Below are 16,092 nucleotides of genomic sequence, written 5' to 3' on the forward strand. Positions count from 1 at the left end.
ATGAACAACGAAAGATCATCCAAACCACAGATATTTTTATTACACTATGCCGGCGGAGACAGAAACTCTTTTCGCCCTTTAATAGAAGAGTTACAATCACAGTTTCAGATAGAAACTCCGGAACTTCCGGGAAGAGGAGACCGAATGTCAGAACCTCCTTTGAAAGATAAACAGGAGGCCATAGCAGACGTATTGAAACAGATAAAACGGACCCGGAAGAAAGATGTTCCTTATTTGATCTACGGCCACAGCATGGGAGCCATATTAGGCTTTGAAATCTGCCATGCAATGGAAAAAGAGAACGATGCCCCTGTATATTTTGTTGCCACAGGATATCCGGGCCCGGGAATAAAAGATACTCCGCCTATTGCAGACCTTCCTAAAACAGAATTCTTCGCAGAAGTAAGAAAACTAGGTGGGATTTCCGATGAGGTGATGCAGTATGAAGAATTATTAGACTTCTTCGAGCCTTTACTGAGAGGAGATTTCGGGCTTCTGGAGAATAAAAACAACCAGACACCCAATATAAAAATACAGACATCCATTTATGCCGTCATGGGGAAAAGTGAAAAATATGCCCTGAATATAAGAAACTGGGCGAACTATACAGAAGCAACATGTGAATGCCAAATTGTTAATGGAAACCATTTCTTCATCAATCAGAATTTCAATTATCTGTCACAGGTTATCAGAAATCTGATGAATGCAGCTATGGCCAAATGATAAAAAAGATCCTATTCATTCACAAAACAAAACCTTATTTATGCCTGGAAAAAAAGAACACGCATTAATCTTTATCTATATTACCGTTCTGATTGATATCATCGGAATAGGAATCATTATACCTGTACTGCCAACGCTGATTACAAAACTCTCCAATACAGATAATATAAGTGTTACGGCTCAATACATCGGATGGTTCATCTCCGTATATGCTTTAATGCAGTTTCTGTTTGCCCCTGTTTTGGGAGGTTTAAGCGATCGGTATGGTCGAAGGCCGGTCCTATTATGTTCATTATTGGGGCTTGGAGTAGATTATCTCATTCTGGCATTGGCTCCTGACATTGCCTGGCTGTTTGTAGGAAGAGTTATCAATGGAATTATGGGATCCAGTATGACAACAGCAGCAGCTTATATCTCAGATATCAGTACTCCTGAAAAAAGAGGACAATATTTCGGAATGATGAGCGCTGTGGCCGGAATAGGGATGATTATTGGCCCGATCATAGGAGGTGTCCTTGGGCAATATGGAGAAAGAATTCCGTTTTATGCCGCTGCCGGATTAAGCTTACTGAATCTCATTTATGGATTTTTTGCCCTTCCGGAATCATTATCCAAAGATAAACGCCGCCCGTTTTCCTGGAAAACAGCTAATCCAATTGGAGTCATGAGGAGCTTAAATAAGGAGATATTAGCCCCTGCATTTATTGTAGCCTTTATTCTTATCGCATTGGCCGGACATTCCGTACAAAGTTCCTGGAGTGTTTATGTAATGGATAAGTTTAAATGGAAAGAAGATATGATAGGGTATTCAATGGGGCTTCTGGGACTGTTGACGGTCGTTTTTCAGGGCGGATTAATTGGCCTCTTTATCAATAAACTGGGACAGAAGAAATCAGCAATCATTTTTCTGGCTTTCTTTTGTGTAAGTATGCTATTATTCGGGGTAGCTAGCAAAGGATGGATGATGTTTATGGTAATAGCAATGTATGCCCTTGGAGGAATGGCTTCTCCCATATTGCAGGCTATGATTTCTGCTAAAATTCCTGATAATAAGCAGGGGCTGCTTCAGGGCGGGCTCACCAGTATTCTCAGTTTATCCTCTATTGTAGGACCATTGCTGATGACCTGGATATTTGCTTATTTTACCTCTCCCCAATCACCCATTTTTTACAGTGGAGCTCCATTTGTTCTGGGAGCTGTTTTAGCCGCTATTGGCAGCCTTTGTATATATGTCGCTATGAAAAAAAACAATTAAAACAGAAATTTATATTGTCTGGTTAAATTTATAAACCTAACAGGTCTCAAAGACCTGTTAGGTTTTAATGCTTGCAAATAAACCATGTGTAATTCTGAAAAAAACTTACACTTCATCAAATCAACGAAGTTGATTCTATTCTTTGCTCCCTAAAAATAAATAGCAACCAAAGTAAAGCTTTGTGTTTATAATAATTATAAAGTAATATTATTTAGCAATAATAGACAAATGAAATAATCTCAGAATCAATACTTTTGTGATCCTACATCTTTAACCTTGGAAGAATACAAAAAACGGATTGTAAAAACGATACAATACATTGATACAAATCTTGACGCTGATCTCTCACTGGAAAAAATAGCAGAGATCAGTGCCTATTCGCCGTTTCATTTTCACAGAATATTCAAGCTTGTCACAGGAGAAACCCTCCAGAATTATATTATCAGAAGAAAAATAGAAAAAAGTGCTTTTCTTCTGGCGGTACATAAAAATATGGAGATGAAGGAGATCTACCTGGATCTTGGTTTTTCAAATCCTTCCGTTTTCAGTAAAACCTTTAAAAAATACTATGGATTAGCACCGTCAGAATTTCGTAAAGCAGCTCCCGAGGCATTCCACAAGATTTTACAAGTACAAAGCAAGAACGGACAAATTGATACGGTTTTCAGCCAATACATTTGCACTATTGAAAACCTATTAAATTGGACAACAATGAATTTAAAAATCGAAATAAAAGAAATGCCGGAGATGAACCTGGCAGCAGTAATGAGTCTTGGTATTGCCGGAGTAGAACCTTCTTATAATGTATTGATAGACTGGGCGAAAAAGAAACATCTCTTTCCCAAAGAAGATATAAAAATGATCTCTGTATATCATGACAGCTTTAAAGTAACACCTCCCGATAAGGTAAGAATTCATGCCTGTATGCTGCTGGATGAAAAGCTGGAAGAACCAGCAGGAGAAGTGTTTTCAGAAACCATAGAAGCCGGAAAATATATTGTGGGAAGCGGTGAAGTTACGCTCAACGATTTTGAGCAATGCTGGGTCTCATTGTTTTTATGGATGAATGAACACAACTATTCTACAAGAAGAACCTTCCCGTTTGAGATTTATCATTCTAATTTTAAAGAACACCCGGAAGGAAAAATGATCGTGGATTTCTGCCTCCCGATCCAGTAATTAAATTCAGGAAGGAAGCATGAAGCTGGGAGATGGAAGTCATGAAGGTCATCAAGAATAAGATCTTTTATTTAAAACCAATTGATTAAGGAGTGAATATCAGTAACTATAACTAAAAGTAACTTCCAGCATCCTTTTTCCCAGCTTCCAGCTTTTTACCATTCAGTTACAAAAGTATGCCCTTCAGTAATAATTTTTTTACCGAAGGGCATTTATCGTATTATTTTTGATCCAGAAATTAATAATCATGAAAACACAAGGACATAAAATATTTCTTCTGATAGCACTGATTGCTTTTACCCTGGGATATTCTCAGGTAAAGATCTCAGGTAGAGTAACCTTTAAAAACAAAGGGGTAAGCGAAGTAAACGTCACATTGAAAAATACTTATGATGGCGCTACTACTGATGTTCAGGGTAACTTTTCATTTGAAACATCAGAAAAAGGAAGTCATCAGATCACCTTTGCCCATCCCAAATATGAAGAGGTTGAAAAAACAGTAAATATTGAAAATCAAAATATTATCATTAATGCAGATCTTAAAGAACAGATCAGTGAAATTGATGCGGTAGTGGTTTCTGCCGGTTCCATTGAAGCCAGCGATCGGAAAAGAGCAACTGCTTTATTGAGTCCCATTGATATTTATACTACAGCCGGGTCTGATGGACAGATATCTTCAGCTTTAAACTATTTGCCAGGTGTTCAGAAAGTAGGCGAGTCCGGAGGACTTTTTATAAGGGGAGGAACAGGGGCTGAATCTAAAATCTTTATGGATGGAAGTCTCATCAATAACTATTTTTCTAATTCTGTACCCGGAATTGCAGGAAGAGATCAATTTAATACTTCTCTTTTTAAAGGCAATATATTTTCAAGTGGTGGATATTCTGCATTGTATGGACAAGCACTTTCAGGAGTATTGATGCTGGAAAGTGTAGATCTGCCGGATCAAAGCTCTTATAATTTTGGTGTTTCTCCCATCTTTTTAGATGCCGGATTTCAAAAATTAGGAGCTCAGAAAAATTATTCCTTTGGGGCTTCAGCCGGATATTCTCTTTTAAGTCTGATGACGAGGGTTTTTAATTTTAATACCAATTTTATAGATGCTCCCCAGGGATTCAACAGTGATTTTAACTTTAGATTCAAAACAAAGTCGGGAGGCTTTTTTAAATATTACGGAATGTATAACTCTAACAAAATGGGTGTGGAAACAGAAAGCCTGGAGCCTGAATATGAGTTCGGATTGGTAAGATTAAAAGGAAAAACAACCTATCACAATCTGTCTTTCAGACAAAAATTTGGAAAATATCTCCTCAATGTAAGTGGTTCTTATTCCTATAACCAGTCAGATCTAAACTTTTCTAAAGAAACCAGTGGAGTGGAAAATGGTAATAGCAGATTACTGAATGATGGAAATTATATTAATTTTAAAACAGTTCTTGAAAGAAAAATTAATAAGATCAGCGCTTTAAGAGGTGGCTTTGAACTGAATAATGCCGATGAAAACCTGAACTTTGAAAATATTCAGAAGAATTATAAAGATTTGATTTCCTCAGCCTTCATAGAAACAGACCTTGGATTCAGCAATGCATTGTCTGCAAAGATCGGATTGAGAGCCGAAAACTCATCTTATCTGGGCAAAAGTAATATAGCACCGCGTTTTGCACTGGCTTACCGTCTCGCAGATCAATGGACTGCCAACGTAGCGTATGGGATCTTTTATCAGAACCCGGAAAGTAAATACATCAATGGACCTGCAAATTTGGATTTTCAAAAATCGCAACACTACATTTTTCAGCTTCAAAGAAGTTCTGAAGGAAGGAGCCTTCGTTTTGAGGCTTTTTATAAAAAATACGACCAGCTTATCAAAACATTTAATATTCTTCCCGGAAAAGAACAGAACCAGCAGGTGCAGACAGCATTGAATAATAACGGTTACGGCTATGCAAAAGGAGTGGAGTTGTTCTGGAGAGACAATAAAAAAACATTTAAAAATATAGATTACTGGTTAACCTATTCCTTTCTGGATTCAAAAAGAGACTTTATCAATTATCCGGCAAGCTTGAAACCCGGTTTTGCAGCAGAACATACCCTTTCTGCAGTGGTCAAAAGATTCATTCCGGAATGGAAATTAGGCGTAAATCTATCTTATACGTATGCTAAAGGCCGTCCTTATTATGATATTGCTACGGAAATCAAAAACGGAGAAGCATTCAATTATACAAGAAATGAAGGGAAGTTGAAGGATTATAACGCTTTGAATATCAGCTTTAATTATCTTCCTGCTATTGGAAAAAAAGAGGCAAAAGCATTTCCTGTATTTGTATTAAGCATTTCCAATGTTCTGGGATCTAAAAATGTATACGGATATAACTTTTCAGCCAACGGGTCAAGAAGTTCTGCTGTAGTTCCGCCAGTCAATACCTTTGTTTTTATAGGAGCTTTCATAAGCTTTGGAATAGATAAAACAGAGGATGCTATTAATAATAACTTATAAAAACATAACTTCGGATAAATAACAAACTAACTTTTAAAATTTGATATCATGAAAAAATACATTTTAAGTTTTGCTTTAGTTTTAATGAGCTTAATAGCTTTTGCACAGACAGATTACGAAAAAATAATGACTGAAAAGGTAGCGAAAATTGAAACCTGCAAAACCCCGGAAGATTTTCAGACCTTGTCTAACGATTTTCAGAGAATAGGAAGTAAGGAAAGCTCACAGTGGCTTCCTCCATATTATGCAGCATTCTCTCAGATCCAAAAAGGAAGAATAATGATGAGAAATGGAAATATGCAGGATTTGGATGGGGTAGCAGCCCAGGCTGAAAAATATCTGGGAACAGCTCAGAATCTTGCCGGAGCAGACAATGCAGAAATTCATTTGCTGAGAAAAATGGCCTATTCTCTTAGAATGATGGTGAATCCGCAACAACGTTTTATGACTGATGGAGCAAGAGCTTCTGAAGAACTTGGCAGAGCAGAAAAATTAGATCCTGCCAATCCGAGAATTGCCCTTATCAAAGCAGAAGACACTTATTTTACTCCCGAACAGTACGGAGGAAGCAAAAGTAAAGGAATAGAAATGTTTAAAGATGCACTCGCAAAATTTAATGCTTACAAACCTAAAACTGCTTTAGATCCGAATTGGGGAAGAGCAGAAGCAGAATACTTCTTAAGCTTACCTGCAGAAAAGAAATAACCACAAAACCTTTCACACTGTGAAGGGTTTTTTTATGTTGCCTAATCGCATTTTGGATATAAAAAGAAAGAGTACCTGTGTTTGGTACTCTTTCAAAGTTTTTATCTTCAAGGCTGAGTTTATTCACACAGACTCCAGTCTTTTGTACAGTAACCGGCTTTGCTTCTGCACATATTCCATGCACAGCCGTCGTCATTTCCTGGTTCTCTTGGAATTGTATCTCCACCTGAAATATTCTTTTGTTCGTTTCTGGAAAGGTGTTTTAACCCTTTTAATTTAATTTGTTTTTTCATGTTTAGTTTGATGTATTTAACTGTAATAAATTAAATATTAACACGCAAATACAGAACATCTTCCAAACTGATTTCTGCACATATTCCATCCGCATCCGTCATCCTCAAACGGGTCTTTTGGAAGTGAACCACCTCCAATTCTCTTTTGCTCGTCTCTTGTCAATTTTTTTAACGCTTTGAACTTAATTTGTTTTTTCATTTTAATTTGTTTTTTGATAATTCCTACTCTTTAAGCTTTTCGGATAACGCTGTTTGTTATTTCTCTAAATTAGGATAAATATTGTAATTAGCAAAATTGTTTTCATTAAAATGTTTGTTTTTTAATGAATAGTTTTTAGAATATGTTGTTTTGGTGATGAATTGTTAATTTTGTATTAGCCCTGCTAAAGGAAATTCAATTCAATCTTATATCCCTATACCATTCAGTAATAAAAACCAACCCCTCAGTAAGAAATAATTTTTGATACCTTTAATAAAAGCTATTTTTGAATCAAGAAAACTTATCATGAAACGGAAGGATATTATAACCATGTTTTGGCTCTCATTCATTGTCTCTATGTTTTTCTTTTTTGCCTTTACAGAAGAGAGGAACCTGGAAAACTTTGGATTAACCATACTTATTTCATTGCTGTATACCGTTGTATTAGGTGGTGGAAACGGGCTGTTGAACAGCTTTCTCAACAAAAAGTTTCCCTGGTCTGAAGAAACATCCAAAAGAGCTGTAATAAGTATTATCTCTGTTATTATTGTTAACATTATCTTGGTTTATTTCTGCAATTACATCAATTTTGTATTGATTCAGAAAGCGGCTACTACAGAAGAATATTTTTCCGGAAAATATAATCTTGCTAATTGGTTTACCATCAATATTGCTTTACTTATTTCTGCTTTTCTTCATGCTAAAAGCTTTATGCTGGAACTGAAGAAAACTTCAAGAAAAGAAGTCGTAGAGCAGAAGCTCATCGCCAAGTCAGCCAATGCACAGTTTGAAAGTTTAAAAAACCAGCTGGATCCCCATTTTCTTTTTAATTCTTTAAATGTTCTAAGCTCATTGATTGATGAGAATCCCAACCAGGCACAGAAGTTTACCGCTTCAATGTCAAAGATTTACCGTTATGTACTTGAACAAAAAGATAAAGAGCTGGTAACGGTGGAAGATGAAATAGAATTTGCCAAAACCTATTGTGACCTATTAAAAACAAGGTTTGAAGACAGTGTTGATTTTATTTTTGACGTTAAAAAGGAAGATTATAGGAAGTTTGTCGTGCCATTGTCTTTACAGCTTCTGTTGGAAAACTGTATCAAACATAATTTTGCCACATCATCAAAACCATTGGTGATCAGAATATTTTCAGAAGACGATATCCTGTGTATTGAAAATAATTTACAGGTAAGAGAGCAGATCAAAGAAAGCTCAGGAATTGGATTGGCTAATATTGTGCAGCGCTATTCTCTGCTTACAAAAAGAAATGTTTTCATTGAAAAATCTGAAGATTATTTTAAAGTAAAACTTCCGATGTTAGTGAGTAAACCTAATATTGTCAGTGAAAAGCCGGATGATGAGCTTAAAGCCTATAAGAAAGCTCAGAAGAGAATGAAGGAGATCAAGGATTTTTATATTAATCTCATTTCTTACTGTATTGTAATTCCCTTTCTTGTCTTTATTAACCTTTTTACCAAAAACTCATTCCATTGGTTTTGGTTTCCCGTATTCGGATGGGGAATTGGAGTTGCTTCTCATGCCTTCCAGGTTTTCGGAATTGGAGAATCCTGGCAGGAAAAGAAGATTCGTGAAATTATGAACAATCAAAAAAATAATAACAATGGAAAGATTTGATGAAAATGATATTCAGTATCAGAAAGCCAAAAGATATGTTGAAAAATTAAGAGGTTTTTATGCCCATTTATTTGTCTATATTGCTGTGAATGTAATGATTGTTTTTTACAATTATAGCCATTTAAAGCCTGGTGAAAGCTATTTCCAGTTCAAAAACTTCTTTACACTCACATTCTGGGGCATTGGGCTATTGGCTCATGCAGCAACCGTTTTCCTGTCAAAAAACGGCTACCTGCAGAATTGGGAAGAAAAAAAGATCCGGGAATTGATGGAAAAAGAGAAAAAAGATTTGTAGTAATAAGTCCGTTTAAAGACTGCTTTTATCCAAAAAGGCTATTAAACTCCTTTATCTTCTTTGATTTTCGACTAAAACCTTTTAAATATCAATTAAAATGACAGCTTTACAAATTCTGTACATAATATCCATGATTGTGTGGTTTCTCAGTGAGTTTCTTTATAAAAACATGCTGAAATCCGGTAAAGATGATAAGAAAGGAAAGGATAAATCTACCCTTAATATTCTATGGCTGGCTATTCCTTTTTCCATTGCAGCAGCAGTTACCATTTCCAATCTATCAACTTTACCCATTACCCATAAAAGCTGGATCATGTATTTGGGTGAGACGTTTATTATTATGGGCATCATTTTCAGGTTTATCATTATCAGATCCCTGGGAAAATACTTTACAGTGGATGTTACCATTAAAGAAGATCACAAAATTAAAAAAGAAGGCTTCTATAAGTATTTGAGACATCCGTCTTATGCTTTTTCCCTGCTTACCTCATTGGGACTTGGATTGTACCTCAATAACTGGCTGTCACTTATTTTTGCCTTTGTACCTCCGTTTTTAGCCTTTGCCTACAGAATTAAAATTGAAGAACAGGCTCTTGTAGAACAATTTGGAGAAGAATACATTCAATACAGAAAAACAACAAAAAAACTCATCCCGTTTATCTATTAAATTTCCTCACACATATAAACCGCTTTAAATAGCTATCAATTACCGGAAAATCTTTGATTTTCTTACGCCTTAAACCCTCATTCTTTTTTATTCCTTTGCGCCCTTGTATTTTTCCAGCAATCAGGATTCAAAGTAATGATGGTTTCAAAATCAATAAAAATTCATTTCATCTGTATTTTTTACCACTCGGGAAGCATAATCTACCGTTCGGTTATATAAAATTGATTTAAGGCGCTTTTCCGCCATACCTTTGATTCAAGAAAAAGACAAATTAACCTTTAAAAATAAAAAATATGGAAACTTTTAATAAAGAAACAACTGCTTACCAAAGAGCATCTAAAAGAGTAAAAGAATTAAAAGAATTCTACGGAAACCTTACTTCTTACTGCATTGTAATTCCTTTCTTAGCCTTTCTGAACCTTATGACTGCCCCTGGCCATTTATGGTTCTTTTGGCCAATGTTTGGATGGGGAATAGGGATCATATTCCATGCTGTAAATGTATTCGGAATAGGAAAAAGCTGGGAAGAGAAGAAGATCAAAGAACTGATGGAAGAAGAAAAAGGAAAGATAAAAACATTATAATAATTTAAAAAATAATATACCATGGATTATAACAGTGCATCCAACAGAGTTCAGCAGTTGAAAAAGTTCTATAAAAACCTGATGTGGTTTGGAATCATATCAGTAATTATTCTCGGGAATGATTGGTTTAATGATGAATTGCATTACCGAATATTGGGTGGACATTTATTTTTAGCTATTTGGGCCTTAATTCTTGGAATAAAAGCTATTTCTCTGTTTATTTTCAATGATGAATGGGAAAAAGAAATGATTGAAAAAGAAGCAGGGAAAAATAAAAAAACAATAGATTTTTAAATCTGATTATTTTGTCTAATTTTATTTTTCAATTTTAAAACTAAAACTACGAGCTCAATGATTAAGACTGTTATTATTGAAGATGAAAAACCTGCTTCAAGGAAATTAGAGAGAATGTTGAGTAACTTTACTGATATTGAGGTGGTTGCTAAAATAGAATCCGTAGAAGAAGGAATAGCCTGGTTTTCTGAAAATGAACATCCGCAGCTGATCTTTTCAGACATCGTTCTGGGTGACGGACTATCATTTGATATCTTCGAAAAAGCTCCTACCAAAGGCTTTATTATTTATACAACAGCCTTCGATCAATATACGCTAAAAGCTTTTAAATTAAATAGTATAGATTACCTATTAAAACCAATTCTTGAAGAAGATCTTTCAGGAGCTATTGAGAAATTCAAGTCTTTTCTGCCTTCCGGTAATGACATGGGATCGCAGGAGATCAAGCAGCTGATAAGAAAAGAAAAATCTATTCTTTCAAGGGTTTTGGTGAAAATAGGGTATAACCTTAAAATTGTTCAGACACAGGAAATAAGCTGCTTTTTCAGTGAGAATAAGATCGTATATCTTCAAACCGATGAACGTTCTTATCCATCAGATTTTACGTTGGATGAACTGGCAGACGTTCTGGACGAAAAAAAGTTTTTCCGTGTAAACAGACAGTTTATCATCAATTCTGATTATATCAAAAACATTCACACTTCACCTTATTACAAAGTAGATCTTGAGTTTCAGCCCCAGGAAGAAATTACGGTAAGCCGGGATCGTGTCAAAGATTTCAAAGATTGGCTTGTAAGCTAAATGATGGTTTTTCGGAACCCGAAGCGGGGACCTCGTATCCCGTATCCTGAAACTTAAACCTCAAAAAACATAATTGTGGACCTTATTTTACTCCTTTTCAGGCTACTTCTTTCCATTTTCTCGCTTTGATTACCGAGCATAAAAATCGCAGGCCGATTGGGTAAATTGATGAAAGGCTTCCGTTATTTCGGTCTTATGCTTATGCGTCAGTGGAAAAGGAACCATGTGAGAATAATCAAAAGGAAAATCCCTTATTTCAACCTCTACATTGATGTTTCTGTAACCTCCCTGTAAAGTATTTAAAGCCTCTATAGGCGGAGCAATGTTATCTTTTTCCAATACATAAGCTTTTATCTGAGACTGAATTTCATGAATCCGTTCTTCTCTTTCCTTTTGGAAATAATTGTATCTGAGCATTCTTTTGAACCAGCTTTCCTGTGGATGCAGCTCATCATCCTGATAATGTTTCAATCTGTGGTCAAATTTAAAGTCAGAACTTAATAATTCTGTAAAAACAGATTGCATTTTAATCGTAGCCTGAGAATCCATAATGTATTTGGAAATCGGAAACATCCGATCAATGGTCATACCACCACAAAAGCAAAAAACTTTAGACTGAGTGAAAAAGCCACGTGGATCAGCCATTTTAATCATCATAGAAAGGAATGAGCCTATTGAATATCCAAAAAGATCCAGACTTGAATCAGGAGCAATACCTTTAATCCTGTTTCCTTTAATTTCCTTCACTACTTCAATGATATCCGAATAGGTTTGCAGACCCGACCAGAAAACCCTTTGCGGATGGGCTTCCAGCCTGGAACTTGTTGCAGCATTTACATAAGAAAAATAGGTGTTTTCCGGATATTTTTCCTTTCTGAACTTTACAATTTCCGTCATTTGATGACGATCACTCCAAATGGCTTCGGCACGATCCATATGAAAGGCTATCGGAAATAACATGACTGCTTTACGGGTTTTCTGAGCAATCTCATAAGCCCATGGAAGATACTTGTCCCACTTCTTTTCATTAAGTCCATGAAAAAAGATAATACAGCCATCAGCTGTTTTTACATCACCTCTTTTTACGATATGATATTCAAACTTTTTATTGCATTCAATATCAAAATCCTTAATGTCTACAGAAGGTTGGTTATAAATCAAATATGAATTTTTATTAACTTTTAGAGACTGATGGTGATGAGGACAATCAAGGTTAATAGAGCCATAAAGCAGATCAGAAACCCTGGATTCAAAAGGGATAGACTCAATGGTTACATTCAAATCTCTGATTTCCATAATTTCTTTTCTGGAATCAAAATGACTTTTCAAAGCTTCATACAATTCATAATATTCCATAGCAAAATCATTGAGGGTTCATATTTAGAACAATTAAGTTATAGAATTATTTCAGTAAGATGTTGATTTTTAAAGGATAAAAGTATTCCAGGCATAAGATCCATAAAAATAAACCCGAAACAATTTTGTTTCGGGCAGATATGATGAATAGATTGTTGATGTTTATATTTTCTTCTTCTGATCAGCTTTGGTTCCGTATTTCTGAACTGTTACTGAAGTAAGTGCTACAAGAATAATGCAGATGAAAAGGTCTGATTTTTCCGGGTGGCAGATCGCCTGGTAAATATTATACCCTAAAAGTATAGAAACAATAAAGATTAAAACACTGTTGGCAGAGGTGTACTGATTGGATGTAGAAATTTTCATAATGATATTTTTTATTGTTATTTACCCAGTAAGTATGACATTTCGAAATACGTTACAGAAAAATTTTTAAAAATATTTAAATACATTTCATACCTCGTACCCGGTACCTCAAACCTCAAGCCTCAAACCTCGCACCCCGAATCCCGTATCTCTTATCCCATCTACCTGTAATCAATCCTGTTAGACTCAGTATCCTCAAGCTGTTTAAGAATAGATTCCGGGATCTCATCACTGTCAATAGGAAAACTGATAGAATCTGAAATAAAGTTTTTTCGATCGGCTTTCCTGAAAATCTCAAATAAGGCGATAGGTTCCTGGTTGAAACTGATACAGGTGCTGATAAAATGAAGTTCAGCAAGCTTATAATCCGGATTTTTAAGCTTTTCCTTACTGTCTTTTATTCTGGATATAAAATGTCTTTGCCGGATAAAAGTATTACTGTTCATAATGATAAATACATAATCCGAATAGGCTGTTACCTTTCCAAAATACTTGTGGTGATCTCCGCCGCTTCTTTCTATGAAATACTCACCAGTAGTTTCAGATTTGTAAATTTCCATGGCAGAACGCCAGATCCTTTCTTCCCTGGCCTGTGTCGGGTTTTCCGGAAGGTTTCTGTTATAGGAATACCAACAACCCACAAGACGGTCTAAAAGAGTCGTATTTTGGCTCACATTATTCATATCAATTTTAAGATCATTAAAGTTGAAAGATTCCGTATTGGAATTGATAAAATCAATATAATTGGAATAGCCTAACACTTTAACAATCAGACTTAATTTGGCAAGATTAGGGCGGCTTAAGATGGCTTTTTCATTCTGATGAAATTTTTTAAGCTTGTTGATAATCAGGTGTTCATAAAGGTAATTGGTTCCCAGAAGATCAGGAGCTTTCTTTATTCCCTTTTCTAAATGCTCAGCGGTGATAAGCTCATTCAGTTCAGCACAGATGTATGACCATTCAGTTTTGGTAACATCTTCCCAATGATTTTTCTTTAAAAAGTGAGAACCCAGAAAGTTCATCAGTTTTTCTAAATGCAGGATATCTTCTTTTTTCATATTCTGATTTTATAAGACTAATTTAAGATTTTTATCAAACTAAATAAGATTTTCGGAAGACTTTTATATTGTAAAATCCATTGATATTTGAGTAGAAAAACAAAAGATAAAACAATGGAAACAAAAATGATCTTAAAAGACGAAACCCTTTGGGACAGAATCCAAGGATTTTCATTAGATGCTTCCGATGCGGAGTTCCCTTTTTCAAAAAAACTGGCAAAAGAAGAGAACTGGAGCCTGGAATTCACCAGAAAAGCCATAGAAGAATATAAAAAATTTGTCTACCTCTGCTGTATCCTTCCTAAAGGAGCTTCTCCAAGTGAAGTGGTAGATAAAGTGTGGCATATGCACTTAATTTACACCCAGAATTACTGGGAAGAATTCTGTCCGAATATTTTAAAAAGAGCCTTGCATCATCATCCTTCAAAAGGAGGCGGAAATGAAAAGCTTAAACATCAGAATTGGTTTACAGACACATTGAAAAGCTATAAAGATGTTTTCCAGTCTGAAGCTCCTCAGGAGATCTGGATGAACGGAAACACTGCCGGGAAGACAAAAGGAAAATGGAGCATATGGAAACTGATTCCATTTCTGTTTTTAATCTTAATGCTAAGTTCCTGCCTGGGAGAAGTGATCGTTACTATCGGATCCATATTCCTTTCATTTGCAGGAATTATGGTTTTTGGAGCCATCATCGCTTTCATTAAGCAGATTAAAGAAATTCAAGATAAAAATGATGGCAATTCCGGCTCCAGTTGTGGGGGGAGCAGCTGCAGTAGTGGAAGTAGTTGTGGCGGTGGCTGCGGAGGAGGTTGTGGTGGCTGCGGAGGTTGTGGCGGATAAAAATGAATAAACTAAATAAAAATGAATCATGAAAAAGCTAATCATTCATTCTATACCAATTGTAATAAGCTTTATATGGCTTGTTGTTGAATGTAATACAATCAGCCCTATTACATTGAAAGGACCGGATTTCCTGAAATTCTATTTGATTCTGATACTTGGATTTTACCTCTTCATTTTTATTGTAAAATTGCTAGGGGAAAAGATTTCACAGACAACGTTTTATTTTCTAATGGGTATTGGGGCTTTGGGAATCATCAAATGGATTCGGGGAATTACGTTAGGAAAGCCAGTTGGTTTCTTAACCATGATATTAATTGCGGAATTAATTATTGCATTTTTGTTGATGAGCTGGGTAGCTAATGATAAACCTAAGCAATTGAAAAAAGCAAACCCGAAACATAATGATTCGGGCTTTATATAAGATATTGTGATTAATTGATTTCCTTATCTTTTACTAACCGTATTTTCTGACCATAAAAGAGGTAAGAACCACCAGAATAAGACTTAGGCCAATATTAGATTCAGCCGGATGTATAACTGCCTGATAAAGATTGTAGCCAAAAACAGCAGATACCAAAGCAACTAATATATTGTTGGCATAGGCATACTGATTTCTTGTAGAAGTTTTCATAATGATATTTTTATTGTTATTTACCCAGTAAGTATGACAACTCTGAATACGTTACAAATTTTTCTAAGATTATTTCTTTCTGAAAAACAAACCCGAAACAAAAGTTGCTTCGGGCTTTATAATATCATTAAATATAATTCTTAATATTGTCTGACTTCTAGTTTAATGAACAACCATTTCTAAATTCTGCCATCGGCCTCACGTATCTCGAAACATGCATCCCAATACCTCGGATCTCTTACGAAATCACACCGCTTCCAATCAGCTCTTCATCAATATACCATGATGCAAACTGCCCTTCAGCAATTGCGGATTGTGGTTCTTCAAACTCAACATAAAAAGCATCTTCAAACTGATAAAGAGTGGCTTTCTGTAAAGGCTGTCTGTATCTGAATCTGGCCATTACCTCCATAGATTCTCCATTTTGAAGTCTCATATCCTCACGAACCCAGTGCAGTTCAGTATTGTCTATTTTAAGAGCTTTTTTATAAAGTCCCGGGAAATGACTGCCTTCTCCAACAAAAAGAATATTATTCTCCATATCTCTGGAGACAATGAAGCAGCTTTCTTTATGGCCGCCTATTCCTAATCCTTTACTTTGTCCGATCGTGAAAAATTGGGCACCTTGATGCTTTCCAATTACTTTTCCGTCAGCTTTTTTATAATTGATTTTTCTTGATAAGAAACTTAATTCTTCTTCCTTAGTAG

General features: G+C 35.5%; 20 protein-coding genes. 13 read left to right on the forward strand and 7 right to left on the reverse strand.

The window, feature by feature from the left end:
- The 5 genes from BBH99_RS19775 (at position 1) to BBH99_RS19795 (ending at position 6,356) form a co-directional block, all read left to right on the forward strand.
- On the forward strand, positions 1–723 hold the full coding sequence (locus BBH99_RS19775) for a thioesterase II family protein (RefSeq protein ID WP_066699849.1): 723 nt from the start codon (positions 1–3) through the stop codon (positions 721–723).
- Positions 724–763: 40 nt separating this feature from the next.
- Complete coding sequence (locus tag BBH99_RS19780; RefSeq protein WP_066699880.1) at positions 764–1,978, forward strand: TCR/Tet family MFS transporter; 1,215 nt, start codon at positions 764–766, stop codon at positions 1,976–1,978.
- Between the two features lie 276 nt (positions 1,979–2,254).
- A complete protein-coding gene (locus tag BBH99_RS19785; protein ID WP_066699851.1) occupies positions 2,255–3,157 on the forward strand; it encodes an AraC family transcriptional regulator in 903 nt (300 codons plus the stop codon).
- Between the two features lie 247 nt (positions 3,158–3,404).
- Positions 3,405–5,651: a TonB-dependent receptor gene (locus BBH99_RS19790; RefSeq protein ID WP_066699853.1), complete on the forward strand. Its 2,247-nt coding sequence runs from the start codon at positions 3,405–3,407 to the stop codon at positions 5,649–5,651.
- Positions 5,652–5,699: 48 nt separating this feature from the next.
- Positions 5,700–6,356 (forward strand): hypothetical protein, encoded by a 657-nt coding sequence (locus BBH99_RS19795; RefSeq protein WP_066699855.1) that lies wholly within the window; start codon positions 5,700–5,702, stop codon positions 6,354–6,356.
- Between the two features lie 119 nt (positions 6,357–6,475).
- Here the strand turns inward: BBH99_RS19795 and BBH99_RS22565 are convergent, their stop codons facing one another.
- On the reverse strand, positions 6,476–6,649 hold the full coding sequence (locus BBH99_RS22565; RefSeq protein ID WP_165601965.1) for a hypothetical protein: 174 nt from the start codon (positions 6,647–6,649) through the stop codon (positions 6,476–6,478).
- Positions 6,650–6,686: 37 nt separating this feature from the next.
- Positions 6,687–6,848 (reverse strand): hypothetical protein, encoded by a 162-nt coding sequence (locus BBH99_RS22570; RefSeq protein ID WP_165601966.1) that lies wholly within the window; start codon positions 6,846–6,848, stop codon positions 6,687–6,689.
- 306 nt (positions 6,849–7,154) lie between these two features.
- Between BBH99_RS22570 and BBH99_RS19800 the strand changes: the two genes are divergently transcribed.
- From BBH99_RS19800 to BBH99_RS19825, 6 genes are all read left to right on the forward strand, one after another.
- Positions 7,155–8,486 carry a 2TM domain-containing protein gene (locus tag BBH99_RS19800; protein WP_066699858.1) on the forward strand — a complete coding sequence of 444 codons (1,332 nt, stop codon included), beginning with the start codon at positions 7,155–7,157 and terminating at the stop codon, positions 8,484–8,486.
- Positions 8,473–8,781 carry a 2TM domain-containing protein gene (locus tag BBH99_RS19805; protein WP_066699860.1) on the forward strand — a complete coding sequence of 103 codons (309 nt, stop codon included), beginning with the start codon at positions 8,473–8,475 and terminating at the stop codon, positions 8,779–8,781. Before BBH99_RS19800 ends, BBH99_RS19805 begins: the two co-directional genes overlap by 14 nt.
- 169 nt (positions 8,782–8,950) lie before the next feature.
- On the forward strand, positions 8,951–9,448 hold the full coding sequence (locus BBH99_RS19810) for a methyltransferase family protein (protein WP_228390854.1): 498 nt from the start codon (positions 8,951–8,953) through the stop codon (positions 9,446–9,448).
- A gap of 293 nt (positions 9,449–9,741) precedes the next feature.
- Complete coding sequence (locus tag BBH99_RS19815) at positions 9,742–10,032, forward strand: 2TM domain-containing protein (RefSeq protein WP_066699864.1); 291 nt, start codon at positions 9,742–9,744, stop codon at positions 10,030–10,032.
- A gap of 21 nt (positions 10,033–10,053) precedes the next feature.
- Positions 10,054–10,326, forward strand: coding sequence for a 2TM domain-containing protein (locus BBH99_RS19820; protein ID WP_066699865.1), 273 nt, complete (start codon positions 10,054–10,056; stop codon positions 10,324–10,326).
- A 57-nt stretch (positions 10,327–10,383) separates the two neighbouring features.
- The gene (locus BBH99_RS19825) at positions 10,384–11,127 is read left to right on the forward strand and encodes a LytR/AlgR family response regulator transcription factor (protein WP_083188887.1); all 744 of its coding nucleotides are present in this window, start codon (positions 10,384–10,386) and stop codon (positions 11,125–11,127) included.
- A gap of 129 nt (positions 11,128–11,256) precedes the next feature.
- Here BBH99_RS19825 and BBH99_RS19830 read toward each other — a convergent pair whose 3' ends face one another.
- The 3 genes from BBH99_RS19830 to BBH99_RS19840 all read right to left on the reverse strand — a co-directional run bounded on the left by BBH99_RS19830 (position 11,257) and on the right by BBH99_RS19840 (position 13,907).
- A complete protein-coding gene (locus BBH99_RS19830) occupies positions 11,257–12,483 on the reverse strand; it encodes a DUF6051 family protein (RefSeq protein ID WP_066699869.1) in 1,227 nt (408 codons plus the stop codon).
- A 162-nt stretch (positions 12,484–12,645) separates the two neighbouring features.
- Complete coding sequence (locus tag BBH99_RS19835; RefSeq protein ID WP_066699870.1) at positions 12,646–12,849, reverse strand: hypothetical protein; 204 nt, start codon at positions 12,847–12,849, stop codon at positions 12,646–12,648.
- Between the two features lie 161 nt (positions 12,850–13,010).
- Positions 13,011–13,907, reverse strand: coding sequence for a hypothetical protein (locus BBH99_RS19840; RefSeq protein ID WP_066699871.1), 897 nt, complete (start codon positions 13,905–13,907; stop codon positions 13,011–13,013).
- 87 nt (positions 13,908–13,994) lie between these two features.
- Here BBH99_RS19840 and BBH99_RS19845 point away from each other — a divergent pair, with 87 nt between their 5' ends.
- Together BBH99_RS19845 and BBH99_RS19850 are read left to right on the forward strand one after the other, a co-directional pair.
- Positions 13,995–14,750 (forward strand): glycine-rich domain-containing protein, encoded by a 756-nt coding sequence (locus tag BBH99_RS19845; protein WP_228390855.1) that lies wholly within the window; start codon positions 13,995–13,997, stop codon positions 14,748–14,750.
- A gap of 28 nt (positions 14,751–14,778) precedes the next feature.
- A complete protein-coding gene (locus tag BBH99_RS19850; protein WP_066699878.1) occupies positions 14,779–15,174 on the forward strand; it encodes a hypothetical protein in 396 nt (131 codons plus the stop codon).
- A 33-nt stretch (positions 15,175–15,207) separates the two neighbouring features.
- On the opposite strand, the gene BBH99_RS22575 is transcribed toward BBH99_RS19850, so the two are convergent.
- A complete protein-coding gene (locus BBH99_RS22575) occupies positions 15,208–15,384 on the reverse strand; it encodes a hypothetical protein (RefSeq protein ID WP_165601967.1) in 177 nt (58 codons plus the stop codon).
- A gap of 238 nt (positions 15,385–15,622) precedes the next feature.
- A partial coding sequence (locus tag BBH99_RS19855) for an aminomethyltransferase beta-barrel domain-containing protein (protein ID WP_317041505.1) occupies positions 15,623–16,092 on the reverse strand: 470 nt, incomplete at its 5' end.

Source organism: Chryseobacterium contaminans (assembly GCF_001684955.1).
Taxonomy (GTDB): domain Bacteria; phylum Bacteroidota; class Bacteroidia; order Flavobacteriales; family Weeksellaceae; genus Chryseobacterium; species Chryseobacterium contaminans.